General features: G+C 38.6%; 21 protein-coding genes. 12 read left to right on the plus strand and 9 right to left on the minus strand.

Features of this window, described 5'->3' with window-relative positions; all coding sequences use genetic code 11:
• Positions 1-19: 19 nt before the first annotated feature.
• The 11 genes from F8M42_RS06315 (at position 20) to plsY (ending at position 10,861) form a co-directional block, all read left to right on the plus strand.
• Positions 20-601, plus strand: coding sequence for a hypothetical protein (locus F8M42_RS06315; RefSeq protein WP_182188489.1), 582 nt, complete (start codon positions 20-22; stop codon positions 599-601).
• Between the two features lie 115 nt (positions 602-716).
• A complete protein-coding gene (locus F8M42_RS06320) occupies positions 717-1,448 on the plus strand; it encodes a pseudouridine synthase (protein ID WP_326832822.1) in 732 nt (243 codons plus the stop codon).
• Between the two features lie 5 nt (positions 1,449-1,453).
• The gene (locus F8M42_RS06325) at positions 1,454-2,695 is read left to right on the plus strand and encodes a BaiN/RdsA family NAD(P)/FAD-dependent oxidoreductase (RefSeq protein ID WP_182188491.1); all 1,242 of its coding nucleotides are present in this window, start codon (positions 1,454-1,456) and stop codon (positions 2,693-2,695) included.
• Between the two features lie 98 nt (positions 2,696-2,793).
• Positions 2,794-4,086 carry a 3-phosphoshikimate 1-carboxyvinyltransferase gene (aroA, locus tag F8M42_RS06330; protein WP_407672859.1) on the plus strand — a complete coding sequence of 431 codons (1,293 nt, stop codon included), beginning with the start codon at positions 2,794-2,796 and terminating at the stop codon, positions 4,084-4,086.
• Between the two features lie 24 nt (positions 4,087-4,110).
• The gene (gene cmk / locus F8M42_RS06335) at positions 4,111-4,773 is read left to right on the plus strand and encodes a (d)CMP kinase (protein ID WP_182188493.1); all 663 of its coding nucleotides are present in this window, start codon (positions 4,111-4,113) and stop codon (positions 4,771-4,773) included.
• A 104-nt stretch (positions 4,774-4,877) separates the two neighbouring features.
• Positions 4,878-5,396 (plus strand): lysophospholipid acyltransferase family protein, encoded by a 519-nt coding sequence (locus F8M42_RS06340; protein WP_229711534.1) that lies wholly within the window; start codon positions 4,878-4,880, stop codon positions 5,394-5,396.
• A 51-nt stretch (positions 5,397-5,447) separates the two neighbouring features.
• The gene (locus F8M42_RS06345) at positions 5,448-6,278 is read left to right on the plus strand and encodes a 4-hydroxy-3-methylbut-2-enyl diphosphate reductase (RefSeq protein WP_182188495.1); all 831 of its coding nucleotides are present in this window, start codon (positions 5,448-5,450) and stop codon (positions 6,276-6,278) included.
• Positions 6,275-7,411 (plus strand): 30S ribosomal protein S1, encoded by a 1,137-nt coding sequence (gene rpsA / locus F8M42_RS06350; RefSeq protein WP_182188661.1) that lies wholly within the window; start codon positions 6,275-6,277, stop codon positions 7,409-7,411. The genes F8M42_RS06345 and rpsA overlap by 4 nt, the downstream gene beginning before the upstream one ends.
• Before the next feature lie 125 nt (positions 7,412-7,536).
• Positions 7,537-8,919, plus strand: coding sequence for a DUF512 domain-containing protein (locus tag F8M42_RS06355; RefSeq protein WP_182188496.1), 1,383 nt, complete (start codon positions 7,537-7,539; stop codon positions 8,917-8,919).
• Between the two features lie 14 nt (positions 8,920-8,933).
• The gene (der, locus tag F8M42_RS06360) at positions 8,934-10,262 is read left to right on the plus strand and encodes a ribosome biogenesis GTPase Der (protein WP_182188497.1); all 1,329 of its coding nucleotides are present in this window, start codon (positions 8,934-8,936) and stop codon (positions 10,260-10,262) included.
• Positions 10,259-10,861: a glycerol-3-phosphate 1-O-acyltransferase PlsY gene (plsY, locus tag F8M42_RS06365; protein ID WP_182188498.1), complete on the plus strand. Its 603-nt coding sequence runs from the start codon at positions 10,259-10,261 to the stop codon at positions 10,859-10,861. The genes der and plsY overlap by 4 nt, the downstream gene beginning before the upstream one ends.
• Positions 10,862-10,947: 86 nt before the next feature.
• On the opposite strand, the gene hfq is transcribed toward plsY, so the two are convergent.
• Genes hfq through F8M42_RS06380 form a run of 3 tightly spaced genes read right to left on the minus strand, consistent with a single transcriptional unit; the run spans position 10,948 to position 12,879 of the window.
• Positions 10,948-11,202, minus strand: a complete 255-nt coding sequence (gene hfq / locus F8M42_RS06370; protein WP_229711492.1) for an RNA chaperone Hfq — start codon at positions 11,200-11,202, stop codon at positions 10,948-10,950.
• Between the two features lie 52 nt (positions 11,203-11,254).
• Positions 11,255-12,208, minus strand: coding sequence for a tRNA (adenosine(37)-N6)-dimethylallyltransferase MiaA (gene miaA / locus F8M42_RS06375; protein WP_182188499.1), 954 nt, complete (start codon positions 12,206-12,208; stop codon positions 11,255-11,257).
• Positions 12,202-12,879, minus strand: coding sequence for a metal-dependent hydrolase (locus F8M42_RS06380; protein WP_182188500.1), 678 nt, complete (start codon positions 12,877-12,879; stop codon positions 12,202-12,204). Before F8M42_RS06380 ends, miaA begins: the two co-directional genes overlap by 7 nt.
• Before the next feature lie 114 nt (positions 12,880-12,993).
• On the opposite strand from F8M42_RS06380, the gene F8M42_RS06385 reads away from it, so the two are divergent.
• A complete protein-coding gene (locus F8M42_RS06385; RefSeq protein WP_182188501.1) occupies positions 12,994-13,704 on the plus strand; it encodes a thiamine diphosphokinase in 711 nt (236 codons plus the stop codon).
• A 103-nt stretch (positions 13,705-13,807) separates the two neighbouring features.
• Here F8M42_RS06385 and F8M42_RS06390 read toward each other — a convergent pair whose 3' ends face one another.
• The 6 genes from F8M42_RS06390 to hisS all read right to left on the minus strand — a co-directional run bounded on the left by F8M42_RS06390 (position 13,808) and on the right by hisS (position 22,791).
• A complete protein-coding gene (locus F8M42_RS06390; RefSeq protein WP_182188502.1) occupies positions 13,808-15,211 on the minus strand; it encodes an aminopeptidase in 1,404 nt (467 codons plus the stop codon).
• 443 nt (positions 15,212-15,654) lie between these two features.
• Complete coding sequence (locus tag F8M42_RS06395; protein ID WP_182188503.1) at positions 15,655-16,665, minus strand: tyrosine-type recombinase/integrase; 1,011 nt, start codon at positions 16,663-16,665, stop codon at positions 15,655-15,657.
• A 468-nt stretch (positions 16,666-17,133) separates the two neighbouring features.
• The gene (recG, locus tag F8M42_RS06400; protein WP_229711494.1) at positions 17,134-19,188 is read right to left on the minus strand and encodes an ATP-dependent DNA helicase RecG; all 2,055 of its coding nucleotides are present in this window, start codon (positions 19,186-19,188) and stop codon (positions 17,134-17,136) included.
• A gap of 26 nt (positions 19,189-19,214) precedes the next feature.
• Complete coding sequence (tsaA, locus tag F8M42_RS06405; protein ID WP_229711496.1) at positions 19,215-19,604, minus strand: tRNA (N6-threonylcarbamoyladenosine(37)-N6)-methyltransferase TrmO; 390 nt, start codon at positions 19,602-19,604, stop codon at positions 19,215-19,217.
• Positions 19,605-19,720: 116 nt separating this feature from the next.
• Positions 19,721-21,523 (minus strand): aspartate--tRNA ligase, encoded by a 1,803-nt coding sequence (gene aspS, locus F8M42_RS06410; protein WP_182188505.1) that lies wholly within the window; start codon positions 21,521-21,523, stop codon positions 19,721-19,723.
• Positions 21,524-21,525: 2 nt separating this feature from the next.
• Entirely contained in the window at positions 21,526-22,791 is a 1,266-nt protein-coding gene (gene hisS / locus F8M42_RS06415) for a histidine--tRNA ligase (RefSeq protein ID WP_182188506.1), read from the minus strand.
• Between the last annotated feature and the right edge of the window lie 7 nt (positions 22,792-22,798).

The raw sequence follows: 22,798 nt of genomic DNA on the forward strand, positions 1-22,798 counted from the left end.
ATGGATTGCGGAGGGCAAAATGATCACAGAAGTTTTGGGTATAATAATAATTTTAGGCGTTTTGGTAATATTACTGCTGAAGCGTAATATGAGTTCCGGTATAAAGCATGACGATACCTATGCAAGTGTCGAAAATATCGGGATGTCGGCTGATAATTTAAAAAAAGAGATAATAAATGCCGGAGATAATGTTTTACAACAGATGGACGGACGTATAAACCAACTGGAAACCTTGATTAAGACGGCTGATATGCGGGTCGAAGAGTTAAAAAAATATAGTGCTTTATTGGCAGAGAATGAAAACAGCCGTATTTTTTCACAGACGACAACTACGAAACCATCAACGAATTTTAATACAGCTTTGAAGTCAGCTGATGTTAAGCTCAGGCATATTGATGTTTTATCAGCAGAAGAGTCGGTTGCTGAGCAACAGCAAAGAATAAAGTCTGATACTTATGAGGCATTGCCGGCGGCAACAAAAGTCGTTTTTTCATTATTAGATCAGGGAATGACATCTTCTGAAATTTGCCGCAGGTTGTCAATGAGCGGCGCTGCAGTTGCCATGATTGTTCAAATGTACGAAAAACTTCATAGTAAATAAAATAAATAGGCTGGCGCTGCGGCATCAGTCTATTTATTTTGCGGACTTACGAAGATGGCTTGTCAAACTGTTGAAGAATCAGGTAAAATAATATATCATTACAAGTTGGAGGTTAATTTTGGAACGGTTGCAAAAATATATTGCTGATTGCGGCATAGCATCGCGGCGAACGGCAGAAAAGTTTATTAGTGATGGGCGTGTAAGTGTCAATGATAAAATAGTAACTACTTTGGGTACAAGGGTAAATCCTTTGGTTGATAATGTTAAATTTGACGGGAACGTAATTAAACAAATTGAAGAAAAAATATATATAATGTTGTATAAGCCTAAAGGTTATATTTCCACGGTGAAGGATGACAGAGGCAGAAAAACGGTATTGGATCTGCTTCCCGAAATACAGCAACGTATATTTCCAGTTGGACGATTGGATAATAATACAGAAGGTTTATTATTACTGACTAATGATGGAACATTGACACAAAAGTTATTACATCCTAAATTTAAAATAGAAAAGACCTATCTCGTTTCTATAAGGGGCAGACTCGGCAGTGATGAATTGGGGTCGCTGCGGCATGGAATAAGTTTGTCGGATGGTAAAACAGCTCCGGCCAAAGCAGCCATTATCAACTATAATCGGGAAACTGACTGCAGCAAAATAGAAATGACGATACACGAAGGGCGTAATCGTCAGATAAGGCGAATGTTCGAAGCTGTGCAGCACGATGTTGTTAGTTTGAAACGAGTACAGTTTGCCGGAGTGACTTTAAAAGGACTGAGGAAGGGTGAATATCGTTCTTTGACAAACGATGAATTGTTACAACTCAATTATATAATCAATGGAGAATAATAAATATGAAAAAGATAGTGGTCATCGGTGCCGGCGCAGCCGGTATACTGGCTGCATTACAGGCGGCAAAAAAAGATGACAATAAAGTTATCCTGATGGAACGTAATGACCGGATAGGTAGAAAATTAATGATAACGGGTAAGGGGCGTTGCAACATTACTAATGTTGCCGATCTGCCGACGTTTATAAAAAACATTCCGGGAAATGGTAAATTTTTATATAGTGCTTTCAGGAATTTTTTTAATGATGATGTTATTTCTTTTTTTGAAAAAATTGGGGTGGCTACTAAAGTTGAACGCGGTGGCCGGGTTTTTCCGCAAAGTGATAGGGCTGTAGAAGTAGTAGATACGTTGTGTAAATGTTTATATGATGCTAAAGTAGAGTTACAGTTGAATACTAAGGCAATGAAAATCATTACAGCCGATCATAAGGTAACTGGTGTTAAAACAGCAGTCGGACAGATTACTTCTGCTGACGTTGTAATATTGGCTGCAGGGGGATCTAGCTATCCGGCTACTGGTTCGGATGGGAACGGAGTGCATCTGGCATCGGTCCTGGGGCATACTATAGAAGAACTGCATCCGGCTTTAGTACCATTGGAAACAGATCTTGACTGGGTGAAGAATCTGCAGGGATTGTCATTACGAAATGTGCGTGTGAGTGTTTTTACTGAAGGTAAGAAAAGTGCTGAAATGTTTGGTGAAATGATGTTCACGCATTTTGGCGTTACAGGACCGATAATATTATCTTTAAGCCGTGCTATCGCAATATCTTTGTCTAAGCGGCAAAAAGTTTTTTTGACAATAAATTTAAAACCAGCATTGACACCAGAGCAGCTTGATGCCCGGCTTCAGCGCGATTTTAAAAAGTATGCCCATAAGCAAATGAAAAATGCAATGATTGATCTTTTGCCACATCGTTTAATACCGATTATTTTGGATCTGGCATATATCAACGGTGAAAAACCTGCCGACCAATTGAGTAAAAAAGAGCGGTACAAACTTGTTGCCACATTAAGAAATTTATCTGTTGATATTACAAAATCCCGTCCTTTAGCTGAAGCTATTGTTACCTGCGGCGGTGTAAATGTTAAGGAAATAGATCCAAAGACAATGCAGTCTAAGCTTATCGACGGGTTATATTTTGCCGGTGAAGTGGTGGATGTTGATGGTTATACCGGCGGATTTAATCTGCAGGCTGCTTTTTCTATGGGATACACTGCCGGTAAAAATGCCGCTGATTGTTAATTGGTTGCGATGGGGAGGAAATCTGAGCGAAATCGCGAATTACTATTTATATAATATGAATTGCCAGCTAATACAAAAGTTTGAAAGGTATGGGATGCATGACAAGTAAAATAATTGAGGCGGCGGTTGATGGACTGCATGGTGTGATTACTATTCCTGGTGATAAATCAGTATCACATCGCAGTGTTATGTTTGCCGGGCTTAGTGATACTCCGGTCCGCATAGTTAATTTCCTGCGCGCACAGGATTGCCTAAGTACGGTGAACTGTATGCGGGCTTTAGGTGTCAATATTGCAGATGATGGAGAAGAGCTGACAATATGCGGTAAGGGTTTATATGGTTTAAACGAACCGGAAAATATAATTGATGCCGGTAATTCAGGGACTACACTGCGGCTGATGCTCGGTATACTGTCCGGTCAAAAATTTTTGACTACATTTACTGGTGACGCATCACTGTCCAAAAGACCGATGCAGCGGGTCATTACTCCTTTAACTCGAATGGGAGCATCGATCGTCGGCAGAAAAATAAACACTTTGCTGCCAATTACAGTAATTCCTGCCAAACAAAGATTGACCGGTATTACTTATGAAATGCCGATGGCCAGTGCGCAAGTAAAATCGGCTGTTTTATTGGCCGGATTATATGCGCAGGGAGTTACCACAGTAATCGAAAAATATCCGTCACGCGATCATACAGAAAGAATGCTCAAGGCTTTTGGTGTTGATATAACGACTCAGGATGGCGCGATAAGCATTCGTCCGGCAGACAGGCTGCATGCCCCTGCTGAAATAATTGTACCTGGCGATATCAGTTCTGCTGCGTATTGGCTGGTTGCAGCAACAGTAATTCCCAACAGTGACATAATAATAAAAAATGTTGGTATAAATAAGACACGTACAGGTATATTGGATGTTCTTAATAATATGGGAGCAAACATTGAACTTTGCGGATGTCGGACGGATGGCGGTGAACCAGTGGCTGATCTGCATGTTCGATCGGCCAGGCTGCATGGCATAGATATAGCTGCTGATATTATTCCCCGTCTGGTCGATGAAATTCCAATTATAACGGTAGCAGCGATACTTGCTGACGGCCGTACCACTATAAATGGAGCACAGGAACTGCGTGTAAAGGAAAGTGACCGTATCAAGGCAATCTGCCGCGAATTCGGCAAGCTGACTAATGCTGTGACAGAAAAAGAAGATGGCCTCATTATAGAGGGAAATTCAGCTTTTAAATATGCCCAATGCGATTCACACGATGACCATCGTATTGCCATGGCACTCGCAGTTGCGGGTGCGTCAGGAAAAGGTGTAAAAATCAGCGGTGCAGACTGTGTAAATATATCATATCCGCAGTTTTATACTACACTGGAACATTTAAAATAAGCTTATAAGGTGAATGATAATCAGATGAATAACAGCAAAGTAATAGCTATTGACGGACCGGCTGGTGCAGGGAAAAGTACCGTTGCCCAATTGGTGGCCGCCAGACTCGGCTATACATATATAGATACAGGAGCCATGTATCGTGCGGTGGCGTGGAAAGTGCTTCAAGCTGATGATTTTGATTTCAAGGATGAATTTATTATACAAACAGCACAACATATGAATTTGATTTTACAATATATAGATGGCAGCACACGGGTGTTGGTTGACGGAGAAGATATCTCTGATAAACTGCGTGCGCCAGCGGTGAATAAGATAGTTTCGCAGGTCGCCAAACTGGGACCGGTACGGGAAAAAATGGTGGCTTTGCAGCGGGCAATGGCGCAAAATGGTGCTGTAGTAATGGATGGACGGGATATTGCCAGTAATGTCCTTCCTAATGCCGATATAAAGATATATCTGACAGCTTCAGTAGAAGAGCGGGCCCGGCGCCGCTTTATTGAAATGAAACAAAAAGGATATAATATTGATTTGGAACAGCTGAAATCAGAAATTGCCGCCAGAGATAAGGCCGACAGTGAACGTGCTATATCGCCGCTGATAAAGACTCCGGATGCATTTTTATTGGACAGTACGTCTATGACGATCGAAGCTGTGGTTGATAAAATATTGTCATTGATTTCATGATTTGGAGTGAGTGATTCTTGGAATTAGGCTATAATTTTTTACATTGTTTTTTTTATTTATTCTATAGGGCGTTATTTGCTGCGAGGGCTGTCAACAAGGAAAACGTGCCTAATAAGGGCGGCGTAATAATAGCGGCCAATCACTTAAGTAATTGGGACCCGATGCTGATAAGCTGTTTTATTAAGAGACCTGTTGGCTACATGGCTAAACAGGAATTATTTGATGTTCCTTTGTTAGGCAGTGCTCTGCGTACTTTTCATTCATTTCCGGTGCGGCGCGGCACTGTAGATCGTACTGCCATAAAAACAGCTATTAATAAATTAGTTTCTGGCGAATGTATGGGGGTATTTCCGGAAGGTCATCGCAGTAAAACCGGTGAGCTCCAGCAGGCTGCTACAGGTGTGGCATTGATTGCAGCCAAAGCAGCAGTGCCGGTTATCCCCACAGCAGTGATCAACACAAATAAAATTTTTGGATCAGGCAGCTTTTTTCCAAAGATCTGCGTAGCATACGGGAAGCCGATTTATTATACCAGTGCTTCCACGAATCGGGCTGAATTACAAAAATTTACCGATATGATTATGCATGAGATACAGAATTTGATAAATTCTTGCAAGACATGAGAAAATATTTATGTTATACTAAGAAAGATATTAAGTATAAATGGTGAATAAATGGAAATAGAATTGGCAGATCATATGGGATTTTGCTATGGTGTCAAACGGGCAATAAACTTAGCCCGGCATCAGGCAGGGAAAGACAGCCGGGTCGTGACGCTGGGACCTATCATTCATAATCCTCAAATGGTACAACAACTGGCTGATGAAGGTATTTTGTCAATAGATGATCTTGATGAAATTGACAGCGGTACTGTTATCATCCGTTCTCATAGCGTGGGGCCGGCAGTTTATAAAAAAGCTGCAGCCAAGGGGTTAAATATTATTGATGCTACCTGTCCGCATGTGAAAAAGGCACAAATGGCAGCAAAATCTCTTGTTGATGAAGGTTATGAGGTTGTAATCATCGGCGAAAAGACACATCCGGAAGTAAAAAGTATCTTTGAATGGGCCGGTGAAAATGCTGTTATAATCGAAGATGAAGTTCAGGCTCGGCAGTTTCATTTTGTAAAAAAATTGGGAATTGTTGCCCAGACTACTTTTTCAGGTAATAAATTTAAGCAATTAGTGAATATCTTTATTGATAAATCTAATGATATAAAAGTATTGCGCACTATTTGCACAGCTACGGAACAAAGACAAAGTGCCGCAGAAAAGTTAGCTGCTAACGTTGATATGATGATTGTTATTGGCGGTAAAAATAGTGCTAATACTACGCGTCTGGCTGATTTGTGCTCAAAAAAATGTATAACGCATCATATAGAGACAGCAGATGAGCTGGATGTTGAATGGTTTCATAATATAGCAAAAATTGGTGTGACGGCAGGGGCTTCAACACCTGACTGGCTCATCAGGGAGGTATATATAAAGTGCAAGAACAAGATATGAAAAGCCTGCTGGAGGAAGAATCTATCAGGGACTTTGCTGAGAATGAAATAATAAAGGGAACGGTCATAATGGTTGATCGTGATGCTGCTTATGTAGATGTCGGTTATAAACAGGAAATACCGATTCCTAATAGGGAACTGGCTTATCCTACGCCGGAAACTGCTTCAGATGTGGTGAATGTCGGCGATGTCATTAACGTATATGTTGTATATATGGGCGGTGAAAATGGTATGGTTTTATCAAAACGCCGTGCTGATGAAATGGCGGCATGGAACGATGCCCAAAAGATTTTTGACGAAAAGAAAACTGTTACGATAAGAGTGACAAAGCTCATAAAGGGTGGGTTACTGGTGTCTTATGCCGGATTAAGAGGCTTTTTACCGGCTTCGCAAATTGAGCTTCATTTTATCAAGGATTTGGCCAGCTATGTTAAACAGGAAATGCCGGCGCGCATAATTGAAATAGACAGTAAGAAACAGCGTTTGATTTTTTCACATCGTGTTTTATTGGAAGAAGAACGTGATAAGAAACAAGCAGAACTGATGGCTTCCTTAAAAGAAGGTGAAATCTGCAAGGGTAAAGTTAAACGTGTGGTTGATTATGGTGCTTTTGTTGATTTAGGCGGCATGGATGGATTGGTACATATTTCTGATTTGTCATGGAATCATATAAAACATCCTTCTGATATTGTCACTGCCGGTGATGAAGTTGAAGTACTGATTAAAAATTTTGATCCGAAAACCAAACGCATTTCTTTAAGCATAAAAGATACTGTCCCTGATCCATGGTTTGCAAAAATCGAAAAATATTCAGTCGGTAATTATATTGTCGGCAAAATTGTAAAACTTGCTGATTTTGGTGCATTTATACAATTGGAAGAAGGACTTGACGGGCTGATTCGTATGCGCGAACTGTCAGAAAAGCATATTACTAAGGCTGATGAAGTAGTAAAAATAGGCGATGAAGTAAAAGCAAAAATTATTCATATTGATAAGGATAACAAAAAAATTGCTCTCAGCATTACGAGAGTCAAACAGGATGCTGATAAGGCTGAATTTGAACAATATCAGGAAAATCACGCTGAAGAAGATAAACCAGCAACTGTTGCTGATGCGGTAGAAGAAAAGAAATAATTTCGTTAAATTTACATTTAGCATTAAAAATACTCAGCTGTCATATAAAAAGGAGTAATGCCGTTGACATTACTCCTTTTTATATGATATTTTTGATATGCGAATAATATTAAAGGAGTCAGCTAATGTCTCATAGTGGTAAAATAATAAAAGTAAATAAGGGTGGTTTAGCTGAAGAATTGGGACTGTTGGCCGGTGATTTGGTAATAGCAGTCAATGGGCGTAAACTTTCTGATATAATCGATTTGAGTTTTGCCTTTGCTGATGAAAGTATAGAACTCCTGGTTGAGCATATTGACGGACAGCAAGAAACAATTGCGTTTGATAAAGACTATGATGAAGAATTAGGTGTTGAATTTGAATCGGCTGTATTCAATGGTATCCGTAATTGCGGCAATAAATGTTGTTTTTGTTTTGTTGATCAAATAGCTCCCGACATGCGCAGCAGTCTTTCAATTAAGGATGATGACTATCGGATGTCATTTTTGTATGGCAACTTTATTTCGATGACCAATATGGGACCACGGGATTTTGAACGTATTCATAAGCTTCATTTGTCACCGTTGTATTTGTCTATCCACACTACCAATCCACAATTGCGTGTTAAAATGATGCACAGCAAACGTGCTGCGCAGATTATGCAACAGCTTGACATTTTGGATTCCATGGATATAAAGTATCATACACAGGTTGTTTTGTGCCCTGGTATCAATGATGGAGAGGAGCTGCATAAGACAGTCAGGGATATCAGTGAGCGAATTCCTCATGCTTTGAGTATTGCCGTTGTTCCTGTCGGTCTGACAAAATATCGTGAAGGATGCTATCCGCTTACAATGTTTGATCGGGAAAAAGCATTGGCAGTAATAAAATCAGTTGAAAATTGGCAGGATGAATTCAGGAAGAGGACAAATACTTCTTTTATTTATCTTAGTGATGAATTTTATCTGATGGCTGATTATCCATTTCCTGACAGTAAATATTATGATGGATTTCCTCAGCTTGATAATGGTATCGGTTTAAGTCGCAATTTTATTGATGAATGGAATATGCAATTGGAAAGTAATATGGAGCGGTCTTTTTCATATGATAAGGACTTATACTTGACTATTGTATGTGGTCAGTCTGCCGGGAAAGTTTTTGCCCCCTTGCTGAAAAGACTGGATATAAAAGGACTGCATATTAATCTTTTACCAGTGCAAAACGATTTTTTTGGACATGATGTCACAGTGACCGGGCTTTTGACAGGACAGGATATATTAAAGGCATTACAACAGCAGGCCGGTACCTGTGATGGTGTCATATTGCCTGCATCAGCACTGAGAACGGGTGAAGATGTATTTCTTGATGATTATTCCCTCCAGCAGATAAAAGATAGATATAATAAAGATATAAAAATAGCGACGGGTGCGGTCGTACTTTATCAGCTGCTCACTGATTGGTATGCTGTAAAAGATATACGTGAAAAAAATATTTATACATGGCAGAGTAATGCCGCATATATTAAATAAGGCAGGTGCATAATTTGAATAAACCAATAGTTGCTATAGTAGGGCGTCCGAACGTAGGAAAATCTACTCTGTTTAATCAAATCGGCAAAAGGCGTGTTTCAATAGTTGATGATTTTCCTGGTGTGACTCGTGACAGGATATATATGGATGCCGAATGGCTTAATAAACAATTTACTTTAATCGATACCGGTGGTATTGAACTTGAGGGACAGGATACTTTGTTATCCTCTATGCGGATTCAGGCAAAATTAGCTATTGAAGAAGCTGATGTCATAATCTTTTTGACAGATGGCCGGGCAGGAATTGTCAATGCTGATGAAGATATTGCCGATATATTGCGCAACACCAGAAAACCGGTTATAGTAGCTGTAAATAAAATTGATACACCTAAACAGGAAATGGACGTATATGAGTTTTATAATCTGGGGTTGGGCGAACCAACGCCGATAGGTGCATCAAATGCGCTCAATCTGGGTGATTTATTGGACCGGGTCACAGAGTCATTCGCTGATATAACCGATACTGCGGCTGAAGATCCTGATGAAATTCATATTGCGGTCATTGGCAGACCCAATGTGGGCAAATCATCATTAGTCAATGCTATGCTCGGACAAGACCGCGTAATTGTCAGCGATATACCGGGAACAACACGTGATGCCATTGATACTCATTTCAGTAAGGACGGCATAAAGTACACCCTTATTGATACGGCTGGTATGCGTCGTAAGGCCAGAATAGACGAACCAATCGAAAGATACAGTGTTATCCGTTCACTACGCGCAGTTGATCGCAGTGATGTAGTTCTTATGCTGATAAGTGGGCCGGATGGCGTAACCGAACAGGATAAAAAAATAGCCGGGTATGCCCATGAATCTGGTAAAGGCTGTATTTTGGTGGTTAATAAGTGGGATCTTGTTGAAAAAAATTCTAAGACACCATTGCATTTTACCGAAGATCTGCGTGATGAATTGGGTTTTTTACAGTATGCACCGGTAATTTATGTATCGGCTCTTACTAAGCAAAGGGTACATCGCATACCGGAACTTATAAAGTATGTGGCGGAGCAACAGCATATGCGCATACAGACAAGTGTTTTAAACCAGCTTATAATGGATGCTTTATCAGTTAATCCACCACCGGCTCATAAAGGTAAGCAATTGAAAATTTATTTCATGACTCAGGCAGACGTAAAACCACCTAAATTTATAATTTTTGTTAATGATCCCGAACTTATGCACTTTTCTTATTTGCGATTTATTGAAAATAAACTCAGAGAAAGTTTTGGCTTTGAGGGTACACCATTGAAATTAATTGTGAAGGGGAGAAAGGAAGATGATGAATGAATTATGTCATTATCATATTAGTCGGTTATCTTATTGGTTCAATACCTAGTGGATTATTAATCGGCAGGGCGATGTTTAATACTGATTTACGTCAATATGGCAGTCATAATATCGGCGCGACAAATGCCTGGCGTATATTGGGAAGAAAAGCCGGATTAATTGTTTTTGTTCTTGATTTTTTAAAAGGGGCTGTAAGCGTTTTATTTGCTATGTTTATTGGTTCCGGAGCTGGATTGCCGGCAACACCGTTTGTTTTGATTTTAGGTGGAATAATGGCTATTGTCGGACATTCCTGCTCAATATTTCTTTCATTTAAAGGAGGTAAGGGAGTAGCTACAGGGTTAGGTGTGATAACTATGCTGATGCCTCAGGCTGCTGTGTGTGCGTTTATTTTGTGGCTTATTATTGTACTTATCACCCACTATGTATCACTAGCTTCTATGATAGCTGCCGTATCAGTTCCGCTGCAGGCCTATTATTGGGATAAATCATGGGAATATGTAATTTTTGGTATATTGGCAGCGGCTTTTGTTGTATATAGACATAAAGCCAATATTTTTCGTTTAATGAATGGCAGTGAATCCAAAATACATTTCTAATTATGTTTACGTGGCAGATTGTATAAAATAAAAAACCAGAAAACAGTATTATCGCTGTTCTCTGGTTTTTTATTTTATATAGGTTCTTATTGCGAAATTTCTTCTGAAACCTTTTTTTCCGGTACATAATTCATAGTCAATGTTTTGAAAGGGATAATTGTGGAAATTGCATGCTTATACACTAACTGCTGTTTACCATTGGTATCTAAAATAACCGTAAAATTATCAAATCCGGTCACATTGCCGCGCAGCTGAAACCCATTGACTAAATAAATAGTAACACTTATATTTTCTTTGCGTGCCTGGTTCAAAAAAGCGTCCTGCAGATTAATTGCCTTCACTGAATTTTCCTCCCAAATTTCAACTACAATTATGTCAATTATAATTGAATTTTTATCTATAGTCAAATTTTTCTTGTACTAGAGCATAAGTTTTTCCCAATAATTCGTCTAAGGATAGATTATCGATTTCGAGCCAATTTATATAAGGCATTTTGCGGTACCAGGTAAGCTGCCGTTTGGCAAAATGTCTTGTAGCAGTTTTTATTTGTTCCACAGCAGTTTCCAAGGTGATTTTATTTTGCAGATATTCAGTCAGCTGACGGTAGCCAATGGCCTGCATAGACTGTGCCTGAGGACTGACACCATCTTGGAGCAGTTTTTTTGTTTCAGTCAGCCATCCTTCCGTCATCATTATGTCAACACGTTTATTTATTCGTTTATATAAATCAGCTCTATGGCGATTTAAACCAATTACTAAAGCATTATAAAACAAGTCATCATTGCCTGTGGTAAATTTTTGCCGGGAAATAGTTTCTTTGTTATATTTGTAGACTTCTAAGGCACGTATTATTCGGCGAAAATTATTTATATGCAGGCGGGCAGCTGTTTGAGGAGCTGCGTCACGCAGTAGGGAAAACACATATAACCGCCCGCGCTTTAGTGCTAAATTTTCAAGATAAGCACGGTATTGAGGGTCCTCCGGTGCGGCATTAAATTGGTAACCTTCAATCAATGATTTTATGTAAAGGCCTGTACCGCCGGCAATTATTGGTAATTTATTGACATTGTTCAATTGTTTTATCAAAGCAGCTGATTTATCGCAAAACATTGTGACATTGAATACATCACCGGGATCGAGTATATTTATTAAGTGATGCGGTACCGCAGCTAATTCAGCCGCGGTAGGTTTAGCTGTTCCAATATTAAGACCGCGATAAACCAGCATGGAATCACCGGAAATTATTTCCGTGTTTAATTTTTGTGCCAGTTTTAAACTTAATGCTGTTTTTCCGACGGCTGTCGGACCTAATATAATAATGACTGGTGCTTTACCGGCAGTTACCATTTAGTAAGTTCCAATGATTTTCCCGGTTCTACTATATGGACATCAACAGCAATCAGACTTTCGGCAATTTGTTTGAAAAGTTTGGGATCCTGTCGAATAGCCGGCCATGTGTTATAATGAACAGGAATGACATTATGCGCTTTTAACAATTGTACAGATCGGGCTGCATCTTCTTTGCCCATTGTAAAATTATCACCGATTGGTAAAATAGCATAATCAATTTTCTCTTTGGCACCGATAATCTGCATATCAGAAAATAGTGCTGTATCACCGGAATAGTAAACAGTCGGACCTTTTTTGAAATTTATGACAAAACCGCAGGCTATACCGCCGGCTGTACCACAACTGTGAATGGCAAGTGTCATACGCACCATACCAAAGGGGAAAGAATGTGAACCGCCGATATTCATACCATAGGTATTTGCAGTCTTACCACATAGCTTCAATACTTCAGGGATGGCAATTATTGTTGCACCGGTTCTTGCTGCAATTGCCGGTGCGTCGCCCAAGTGATCAAAATGAGCGTGACTGACTAGTATATATTGACAATCTATATCTTCCGGTTTAACTTTGGTCAAAGGATTATCAGTGAAAAAGGGATCCACTAAAATTATGTTATTTTCTGTGGTCAAAGAAAAACAGGAATGTCCATAAAAATTAAATTTTACCATCAAAAAACCTCCATTCGGGCTTTAAAAAAATTTTCTTATCATTAAACATTACGCATAAAATGATAAAATCCTGCTAAATTTTATATTAAGTTTATTTTAAGATGAGGTGATATAATGATATATAAATTATCATTGCCGGAAATATTAGTTTCATATGAGACGAGTTCAGCAACAACCAATAAATTATTGCTGATAAGCGGTGGACGGGCGCCTGAATCAGCGTGGCTCCAAAGTGTGTCCAGACAGCGAATCATTTATTGCGCAGATCATGGTATCGATATCTGCCGGCATTCCGGGGTGATGCCTGACTATATACTTGGTGATGGAGACAGCGCAGCTGCAGATAATTGGCAGTGGGCAAAAAAAAGTAACATTCCCTTGGCTGAGTATCCGGTTGACAAAAATCTTACTGATACACAGCTGGTTCTGCAGGTGATTGCAGAAAAATACCATCAAAATGATATAGTCATCACCGGTGCATGGGGCGGCAGGTTTGATCATTTATACAGCAGTATATTTTCCTCAGCATCATTGGCTGCGCAAAACAATATTATCTGTGCTGCCGATGAAAAAGAAACCCTGTTATACTTACAAAATGGTACTTTACAAGTTAAATGTCACAGCATGCCGATAAGTATATCACTTTTACCATTAAGCACCGTATGCGAGGCAGTAAGCATCAATGGCGTAAAATGGCCGCTGCATAAAGTCGTTCTGCAGCAATACTGGCCATATGCTATCAGTAATGTTTTGCAGAAAGATTCGGTTCTTGAAGTAACAGTGGGCAAGGGATTACTTGGAATATATTTCTGCTGGAGTGTATAACAGATAAATTCCATTAAAGCACGTTTTATTTTAGTATTGCCAAATAATTTACAAATAAAATACCCGCTTGTCGGCGAGTATTTTATTGCGGCAGAGGATTATATCAGGCTTCTGCTAAAAATGCACTGTAACCTTTCTTGGTTTCATAAACATCAATTTTACTGGTCACTTCCCATGGAGCATGCATATTAAGTACTGCTACACCGCTGTCAATGACCTGCATGCCATACAAGGCCATGATATAAGCGATAGTACCGCCGCCACCTAAATCAACACGACCCAGCTCAGAAAATTGAATATTTACTTTATGTTTATCCATCATGGCACGGATTTCACCCAAATATTCAGCATTGGCATCATTGGAGCCGGATTTACCGCGGGCTCCGGTGAATTTATTAAAGGCCATCCCTTTTCCCAAATAGGCAATATTTTTTTTGTCATAGGCAGATGCATACAGAGCATCATATGCAGATGTGACATCAGAGGAAAGCATCTTGGAATTTGTCAGGCAGCGTCGCATATTAAGCTCAGTGTATGTACCCAATAAATTCATGACTTCCGCTAAAGTGTTTTCAAAAAATTTTGATTGCATGCCGGTGGCGCCGACACTGCCGATTTCTTCTTTATCAACTAAAAGACAGCATGCTGTCTTTTTGACATTTTTGGTTTCTAATATTGCTGCCAATGACGTATAAGCACAAACACGGTCGTCCTGTCCGTAAGAGATTATCATGCTGCGGTCTATTCCCAGCTCTCTGGCGGCTCCAGCTGGAACAACTTCCAACTCTGCTGACAGAAAATCATTTTCTTCAATGCCATAGGTTTTTTTCAATATATTGAGTACATTGGCTTTTACTGCGTCTTTTTCTTCATCCTTCAGCGGCAGAGAACCTACTAAAACATCAAGCGATTCACCGGTGATTACTTCAGTAGCTTTTTTTGTCATTTGTTCCTGAGCAAGATGAATAAGAAGGTCTGTTACGCAAAAGACAGGGTCATCTGCTTTTTCACCAATGACAACATTCACAACAGTGCCGTCTTTTTTGACAATTACACCGTGTATTGCCAAAGGCATTGTCACCCATTGGTATTTTTTAATACCGCCATAATAATGTGTATCGAGATAAGAAAGACCGCCATCTTCATAAAGCGGATTTTGCTTTAAGTCAAGACGGGGACTGTCAATATGTGCTCCTAAAATCGTCATGCCATTTTCTAATGGATCACTGCCTATATTAAACATTACTACCGATTTTTTCATGCAGACTGCATACACTTTATCACCTGCATGAAGTGAACCGTCAGCTGCGATTATTGACCGCAGATCCTTATAACCTTTTTCTTCAGCCTGCTTGATTATTTCCTGTACACATTCTCGTTCGGTTTTACCAACAGTGAGAAATTTACGGTAATTGTCACAAAGTAGTTGAAGATTTTCCTTTTCTTTTTTGCTATATTTTTCCCATATGGATTTTTTATTATCTTTTTTATTTTCTTCTTTTGCCATATTTGTTTATCCTTTCAGTTTTATTATAGTTTCATTATACTATTCATTAATTTATCTGGCAATCATAAATCTTACTATTTTAGTAAGTAATCATACAAACAGCACTTTTATAAATCATTTAATTGTTTACTAAAAGGATAAGTGTCTGTTACATTAATGAAAGACGGTTAATTATTCATATAGTTATAAAATGAAAATGATTATGATTATATGCGTCAGCCACTTATCATAGTATTGTCATGATAATTTTCAGAATTGTTTCTTTTACACACTTTTTAACTTATGAAAATATAAATAGTTTAATAATATTCTATATCTATAAGTTCCAATTATTATTAATAAATGAAATCCTTGAATAATAAATAGCTATAAATATTTATTATTATTTTTACTATTATAAATACGAATATAAATATTATTAACTAATTAATATCAAATAATATTTATATGTTGTTATTTAGTCTAATATCAGACGTATAACGATTATCCATTTGACTAAATACATGAGCATATTTGCTAGTTATATTTATATCACTATGGCGCAGAACCTGTTTCACTATCTGTAAATCCTTGGTCGTGCTGTACAATAGGGTACCACAGGTATGGCGCAGCATATGGCAGCTGATACCGGCTTTTTTAAATCCGGCAATTTCCAGCCATTTATCGATGCTGCGGCGAATACTGCGCCGATTCATCCGGCCCCCTTTATTTCTATTGCCAAGGGCAGTAAATACTGGCTCACCATATGGATCTTTTTTTTGTTTATCGGCATAACGTAGTTTTATATATTGCTTTAAATATGCCATAACATCATGACGCGGATAAATAAAGTCATTGTGTCCCTTGCCATGGATATAAATAGTTTTTACCTGCCAGTCAACATCAGCTACCGACATGCGGTATACTTCAACTGTGCGCAATCCTTCCAGTGCCATAAGCATGATCATTGCTTTGTCACGAATGTTTTCAACGTTTTTTCCGTCATCAGGAATCACATTAAGTAAATGTTCCAGCTGCGCTGCCTGCAAAAATTTTAGAGGTGAAATGTCATTGGGTTCATAGGCCTTTACACCGATGCCATCAGTAGGATTTTCTGCCAGAAGTTTCAGTTTCACAGCCACATTGTAAAATTGTCTGACAGCATTGAGCTTGCTCTTAATACTTCCCTTTTTCATTTTTAACTGGACCAGCATATCCCGGTAATAAGTGAACTCATATTCGGTTATTTTGAGCGGGTGGCGCTTGTTATAGCGACACCATTGCAGATAGTTATCAATAGCTGAATAATAATTGCGCAAAGTATCCGGAGAAGGTTCACCATGAGATAGATAACGTTCTAAAAGTTTTTTGTAATTTAAGATAAAAGTGTTATCATTTATTTCATATTCCGGAATGAAATCAGGAATAGTCATGAATTTGTTAGAATCGGTAGATATTTTTGCTAAGTTTTTCATTGTAAATCCCTTTTTTTAATGGATTTTTCCGCTTTCTAAGTCCTATTTTTTATGAAGTAGGACTTAGAAGATTAACTTAATTATATCATATATAATTAAGCGCAGTAAAATATTTTTTAAAATAGACTGTATATAATTCTAATTTATTTAGAATTATATACAGGGATAGAATTATATTAAAATTAAAAATTTCAGTAAAAAAACTACCTCTAAAAATCAATTTTAAGCAATTTAAAATCGATCGGTAATATCAATACATTAATAAATAATTAAAACAGCTGCTGCTTAAATACAGGCCTAATAGTGATGATTCCTAATATTTTTATAATAAAAAGTTAATACTATTTAGTAACAATTATGATATGGTTAGAACTATTTGATGATATTATATTTTTAACAAAATATTGTCCAACAAATATTAAGTATTAAACATCTGAAAAGTTTATTGATATTTAATATTTGATAATGTTACGTATCAAATATTTTGAAAAAATTATTTTTATATTGTAATTTTATGGTTTCAATTATTGCAGCAATATTATTTTGTGTATGACACCATTGTTCAGCTTCATTACGCGCATTTAACAGAATGTCTGTATCGTTTAAAACATCGGCAATTTTTAAATCAGGCAAACCATGCTGCATTGTACCAAAGAATTGTCCGGGACCTCTGAGTTGTAAATCTGCTTCAGCAAGTTTAAAACCATCGTTGACTTTTTCCATCAAAGTCAATCTTTGCTTTGATTTGTCACTTTTGTTGTCAGATAAAAGTATACAGTAAGAATTATAAGGACCTCGGCCAATTCTTCCTCTTAATTGGTGAAGTTGAGCCAGGCCAAAACGGTCAGCTCCTTCTATCACCATTATAGATGCATTAGGTACGTTTACTCCAACTTCGATTACGGTGGTTGAAACTAAAAGCTTTATTTTATTGGTAAAAAAATCATTCATTATTTGTTCTTTGTTTTTCGTATTTAATTTACCGTGTAATAAGGCACAAGAAGTATTTTTAAAAACAGTATGAGTAAGTTCCTCATAAACTGCTTCTGCCGAAACGGCAGCAACATTTTCTGAAGTTTCAATTAAAGGACAAACAACATAAGCTTGTCTCCCTGCATTTATTTGCTGGTAGACAAATTTGTATATTTTATCTCGAGCGGACTTTGTCCGTAAAAAAGTCCTTATTGGCTTTCTGCCCGGTGGCAGATGCTTTATTGAAGATATATCAAGATCGCCATATACAGTAAGTGTCATTGTTCGTGGTATAGGTGTGGCTGTCATAACCAGTACATCGGGGGTATATGAAGCTTTGGTTTCTAAACGGGCTCTTTGTTCGATACCAAATCTATGCTGTTCATCAGTCACGACAAATCCCAGTTTTGCAAAAATAACTTTGTCTTGGATTAAAGCATGTGTACCGATGATTATCTGCCATTCTCCGGTGGCTATTTTTCCCAATGCATCTTCATGTTCCTTGGATGAAAGACTGCCGGTCAGTAATCCGACTTTTATATCCAATTTTGTTAAAGTCCGGCAAAAATTTACAAAATGTTGTTTTGCTAATATTTCGGTCGGTGCCATAAGAGCTCCTTGATAACCATTTTCAATTGTTTTAACCAAGGCAAGTAATGCAATGACAGTCTTACCCGAACCTACATCACCTTGCAGGAGCCGCTGCATTGGAATAGGGGATTCCATGTCATGACAGATTTCCCGCCAGACATTCTGCTGATCAATAGTAAGCTTAAAGGGCAGCTGCTGATATAATTTGTTTGTAAGATTACTGTTTGCCAGATAACGTATGCCGCGTCGATTTTGGCTATTGATTTTGCGGCGATAAATCAGGCCGCATTGCATGATAAAAAGTTCCTCAAAAATCAGCATACGGCGAGCAGCTGTTATTTCATCTTTATTTTGTGGCTGATGAATATATTGCAGTGCAGTTTTTTTATCTACCAATTTATACTTAGTCCTTATTGAGAGAGGCAGCGCACAAGGAACTTTTTGCAGATCAGTCAATACTGTGCTGATGATCTGTCGGAAAAATTTTGGTTTTATGGTTTCCGGCAGGGTATATAAGGGCAAAAATTTACATTCTACTTCATTATTTTCTAATACTGAATATGAAGCTACCTGATTGATTGTCATATGGCCATAACCACCATAAGCATAGTCAGCCTTACCTCTGATAAATATATTACTGCCGATTTTTAAGGTTTTTTTAATAAATGGTTGATTAAACCAGATGATTTGAATAGTTGCGCTGTCATCTGCCAATAGAGCAGTTGTAATTTTCATGCCGCGCCGTGATACCTTTTCCTGAATGTTCAGCAGCCGTCCCGTTATATTTACTAAAGTGCCAGCATTGACCATGCTGATTGGTGTTAATTCGCTTTGATCACTGTAGCGTTTAGGGTAGTATGTTAAAAGGTCATAGATATTTTCAATGCCAATTTTTTTTAAAGCTTTAGATTTTTGTGGTCCAATACCTTTTAAATATTGGATATTTTGTTTAAGGTCCATTATCATCACCCTGGCTGTTTGATAAATTAGCTTATTACTGGTTTTATGTCGAGCACCGGAGTACCATCCAGCATATCAACACCGGTAAAATATATAGTGTTATTTTCTATTTTTGTTATTTTTACTTCAGATATCCCGATATGATTGGGCCGATGTGGTGAACGAATAGAAAAAACACCAGTGATTTTATCACTCTGGCAGGGTTTTTGCAGAAGAGGAGTTTCAGTTGATTGATGAAAGTAAAATATAATCAATATTTTACTTCCGCAGGTAAGACCTTGCAGTCCATCTTTATAGTCATCCAATAATTTCAGACGTGCTTGTTTTTCCGGTGCATAGATACTTTGGCGTGGTATTTCTGCGGTATTTTTAAATTCAGATTCGATAAGGCCGATGGGTCTGACAGTAATTTCCATAATAGATTTTCCTTTCGTCTTGTCTGGGGTGCTGTTATTTAAAAATGTCCATTATTACAATGATTAATAGGAAAATTGAAATAAGTACCGTAAAATTCATACGGTACTTATCAATATTAATCTTCTTTATGTTTTTTGCCAGCAATAGTGGTTTTTATTGAAAGCTCACGCAGCTGTTTGTTATCGACATCAGAAGGTGCCTGGGTCATAAGGCAGGAGGCGCTTTGTGTTTTTGGAAAAGCGATGACGTCACGGATCGAATCACATTTTGCCATGAGCATAACAAGACGATCCAGACCAAATGCCAATCCTCCGTGCGGTGGAGTGCCATATTGGAAAGCATCCAGCATGAAACCGAATTTACTGCGAGCTTGTTCAGGTGTGAGTCCGATGGCTTCAAATACTTTTTCTTGTAAGTCACTATTATAGATACGCAGACTACCGCCGCCGATTTCGGTACCGTTCAGGACCATATCATATGCTTTAGCTTTTACTCTGCCGGGATCCGTCATGAGATACTGAACATCTTCATCACAAGGAGCAGTAAACGGATGGTGCATTGCCTTCCAGCGATTTTCATTTTCATCGTATTCAAACATTGGAAAGTCAATTACCCATAGGAAAGATAATTTATCAGGGTCAATAAGATTTCTGCGACGAGCCATTTCTAGCCGCAAAGCTCCAAGAGCCTGAGCAACGATCAGCGGTTTATCAGCAACAACCAGCAATAAGTCACCAGTTTTAGCTCCGACAGCCGATTTTATTTTGGCAAAAATTTCTTCTGAATAGAATTTTTTAAATGGTGATTTTATTTCTGTTTCAGTATATTGAATCCAGGCTAATCCTTTAGCACCATAAGTTTTAACATATTCAACCAAACCGTCCAATTCACGACGTGGTATATTAGCATATCCGGCTACATTGATGACTTTAACCTGTCCGCCGTTTTGCAGAACGGATTCAAATACCTTGAACTGGGAACCGCGCACATACTCGGAAATATCCATGAGTTCCATACCAAAACGCATATCTGGTTTGTCTGAACCAAATCTATCCATAGCATCCTGCCATGTCATGCGTAAAAATGGACCGGGAACCTTAGCACCAATGGCTTTATCGAAAAGCTCAACGATCATGTTTTCCATTGTGTTTAGAATATATTCCTGATCGACAAAGGACATTTCCACATCAAGCTGAGTAAATTCTGGCTGACGGTCAGCACGCAAATCTTCATCACGAAAACAGCGGACAATCTGAAAATATTTTTCATAACCGGCCAGCATCAGTATTTGTTTAAAAATCTGTGGTGATTGGGGCAGAGCATAAAATTTACCCGGATTTAAACGGCTTGGTACTAAAAAGTCACGGGCACCTTCCGGTGTGCTTTTTGTAAGCATCGGAGTTTCAATTTCCAAAAAATCGTTCCTGTCAAAATAATCGCGCATTATTTTGGTAACACGATGACGCAGAATGATATTTTTTTGCATTTCCGGACGACGTAAATCGAGATAACGGTATTTTAAACGCAATGTTTCATCAGTATCAATGTTGTCCTGAATGTAAAAGGGCGGTGTTTTAGAAATATTTAGTATCCTGAGTTCTTCGCAGTATATTTCAACTTCACCAGTCTGCATATGAGGGTTGATGGTATCTGTGGAACGCAGCGAAACCTTGCCGCGGACAGCTATGACGTATTCTGAACGCAGTGATTCTGCTTTTGGAAAAGTATCCTTGCCCATCTTATCTTCAGCGTAGACTGTTTGTACAAGTCCGGAGCGATCACGCAGATCAACAAATATTAATCCACCATGGTCACGGCGCCGAGAAACCCAGCCGCATACGACTACTTCCTTTCCTACGTCAGCCTTGCTGATTTTTCCGCAATGATGTGTGCGGGGCATTCCTTCTAATGTTTCCATTATTATTTATTCACCTCAAAAATTAACTTATCTATTAATGTATCAAATGGAATTTCCATTTGTTCACTATCTTTCATATTGCGTACGGATGCGATATTTTTGGATAATTCATCATCACCAATGATAACAGTGTACTTGGCTCCGCTTTTATTGGCCTGTTTCATTTGAGACTTCATGCTGCGGCCAGCATAATCCATCGATGCTGCTATATTGCCGTCACGTAATTGATGGAGTAATTTGAAGGCTGGCTGCGTAGCATTTTCACCCATTGCCACGATAAATACATCACAAGTATTTTTTCGGGCCGGTAAAAGATGCTGCGTTTCCAGTGCCAGCAGAATGCGTTCTAATCCGGTTGCGAATCCAACAGCAGGTGTTGGAGCACCGCCGCATTCTTCAATGAGTCCATCATAGCGGCCTCCGCCTAAAACAGCACTTTGAGCTCCCAGAGGTGTGTATTTGAATTCAAAAGCAGTCTTGGTATAATAGTCAAGGCCGCGTACTAAACGCGGATCCAAAGCGTATTCTACACCAATTGCTGTAAGATGGCGCTGCAGCTGTGCAAAGTGTTCGGAACATTCATCACACAGACTATCGGTTATTGCCGGAGCTCCTATTGACAATTCCCTGCAGTGTGGATTCTTGCAATCAAGTATTCGCAGGGGATTGCGATTAAAGCGTGATTGGCAGTCTTCACATAATTCATCAAATTTATCTTTGAAAAAAGCCTGTAATTTCTTCCGATATACAGGCCGGCACTTAGGGCAACCTACCGAGTTTATCTTTAGCTTGATATCGTTTAAACCAATTTGATTTAAGAGGCTGGCACCAAGCTTTATCACTTCAGCATCAATTAATGGATTTTGTTCTCCGATAGCTTCGACGCCAAACTGATGAAATTCACGGTAGCGGCCGGCCTGTGGTTTATCATAGCGAAACATTGAACCAATATAAAATAACTTGGTAATATTACCATCGGCATATAATTTGTTCTGCAGGTAAGCCCGAACGGCTGAAGCAGTATTTTCCGGGCGTAATGTAATGCTGCGTCCGCTTCTATCAGAAAATGTATACATTTCTTTTTCAACAACATCAGTAGTTTCACCTATGCCGCGCAGAAATAATTCTGTATGTTCAAACATAGGCGTGCGTATTTCTTCAAAACCGAATACAGTACATAAGCGGCGTATTTTTTCTTCCAGATAACGCCACTCGTGAACAGTACCCGGTAAAATATCCTTTGTACCGCGTGGAATAGTTGTCAGCATTAATATC

This window comes from Pectinatus frisingensis, assembly GCF_014076555.1.
Classification (GTDB): Bacteria; Bacillota; Negativicutes; order Selenomonadales; family Selenomonadaceae; genus Pectinatus; species Pectinatus frisingensis.

Bases quoted from the DNA above. Each gene is read 5' to 3' on its own strand.
- F8M42_RS06385 (WP_182188501.1), top strand. From the start codon at position 12,994: ATGATATATAAATTATCATTGCCGGAAATATTAGTTTCATATGAGACG.
- F8M42_RS06390 (WP_182188502.1), bottom strand. From the start codon at position 15,211: ATGGCAAAAGAAGAAAATAAAAAAGATAATAAAAAATCCATATGGGAA.
- F8M42_RS06315 (WP_182188489.1), top strand. From the start codon at position 20: ATGATCACAGAAGTTTTGGGTATAATAATAATTTTAGGCGTTTTGGTA.
- aroA (WP_407672859.1), top strand. From the start codon at position 2,794: ATGACAAGTAAAATAATTGAGGCGGCGGTTGATGGACTGCATGGTGTG.
- rpsA (WP_182188661.1), top strand. From the start codon at position 6,275: ATGAAAAGCCTGCTGGAGGAAGAATCTATCAGGGACTTTGCTGAGAAT.
- miaA (WP_182188499.1), bottom strand. From the start codon at position 12,208: ATGGTAACTGCCGGTAAAGCACCAGTCATTATTATATTAGGTCCGACA.
- F8M42_RS06345 (WP_182188495.1), top strand. From the start codon at position 5,448: ATGGAAATAGAATTGGCAGATCATATGGGATTTTGCTATGGTGTCAAA.
- aspS (WP_182188505.1), bottom strand. From the start codon at position 21,523: ATGGAAACATTAGAAGGAATGCCCCGCACACATCATTGCGGAAAAATC.
- F8M42_RS06395 (WP_182188503.1), bottom strand. From the start codon at position 16,665: ATGAAAAACTTAGCAAAAATATCTACCGATTCTAACAAATTCATGACT.
- recG (WP_229711494.1), bottom strand. From the start codon at position 19,188: ATGGACCTTAAACAAAATATCCAATATTTAAAAGGTATTGGACCACAA.
- F8M42_RS06380 (WP_182188500.1), bottom strand. From the start codon at position 12,879: ATGGTAAAATTTAATTTTTATGGACATTCCTGTTTTTCTTTGACCACA.
- cmk (WP_182188493.1), top strand. From the start codon at position 4,111: ATGAATAACAGCAAAGTAATAGCTATTGACGGACCGGCTGGTGCAGGG.
- F8M42_RS06355 (WP_182188496.1), top strand. From the start codon at position 7,537: ATGTCTCATAGTGGTAAAATAATAAAAGTAAATAAGGGTGGTTTAGCT.
- F8M42_RS06325 (WP_182188491.1), top strand. From the start codon at position 1,454: ATGAAAAAGATAGTGGTCATCGGTGCCGGCGCAGCCGGTATACTGGCT.
- plsY (WP_182188498.1), top strand. From the start codon at position 10,259: ATGAATTATGTCATTATCATATTAGTCGGTTATCTTATTGGTTCAATA.
- hisS (WP_182188506.1), bottom strand. From the start codon at position 22,791: ATGCTGACAACTATTCCACGCGGTACAAAGGATATTTTACCGGGTACT.
- tsaA (WP_229711496.1), bottom strand. From the start codon at position 19,604: ATGGAAATTACTGTCAGACCCATCGGCCTTATCGAATCTGAATTTAAA.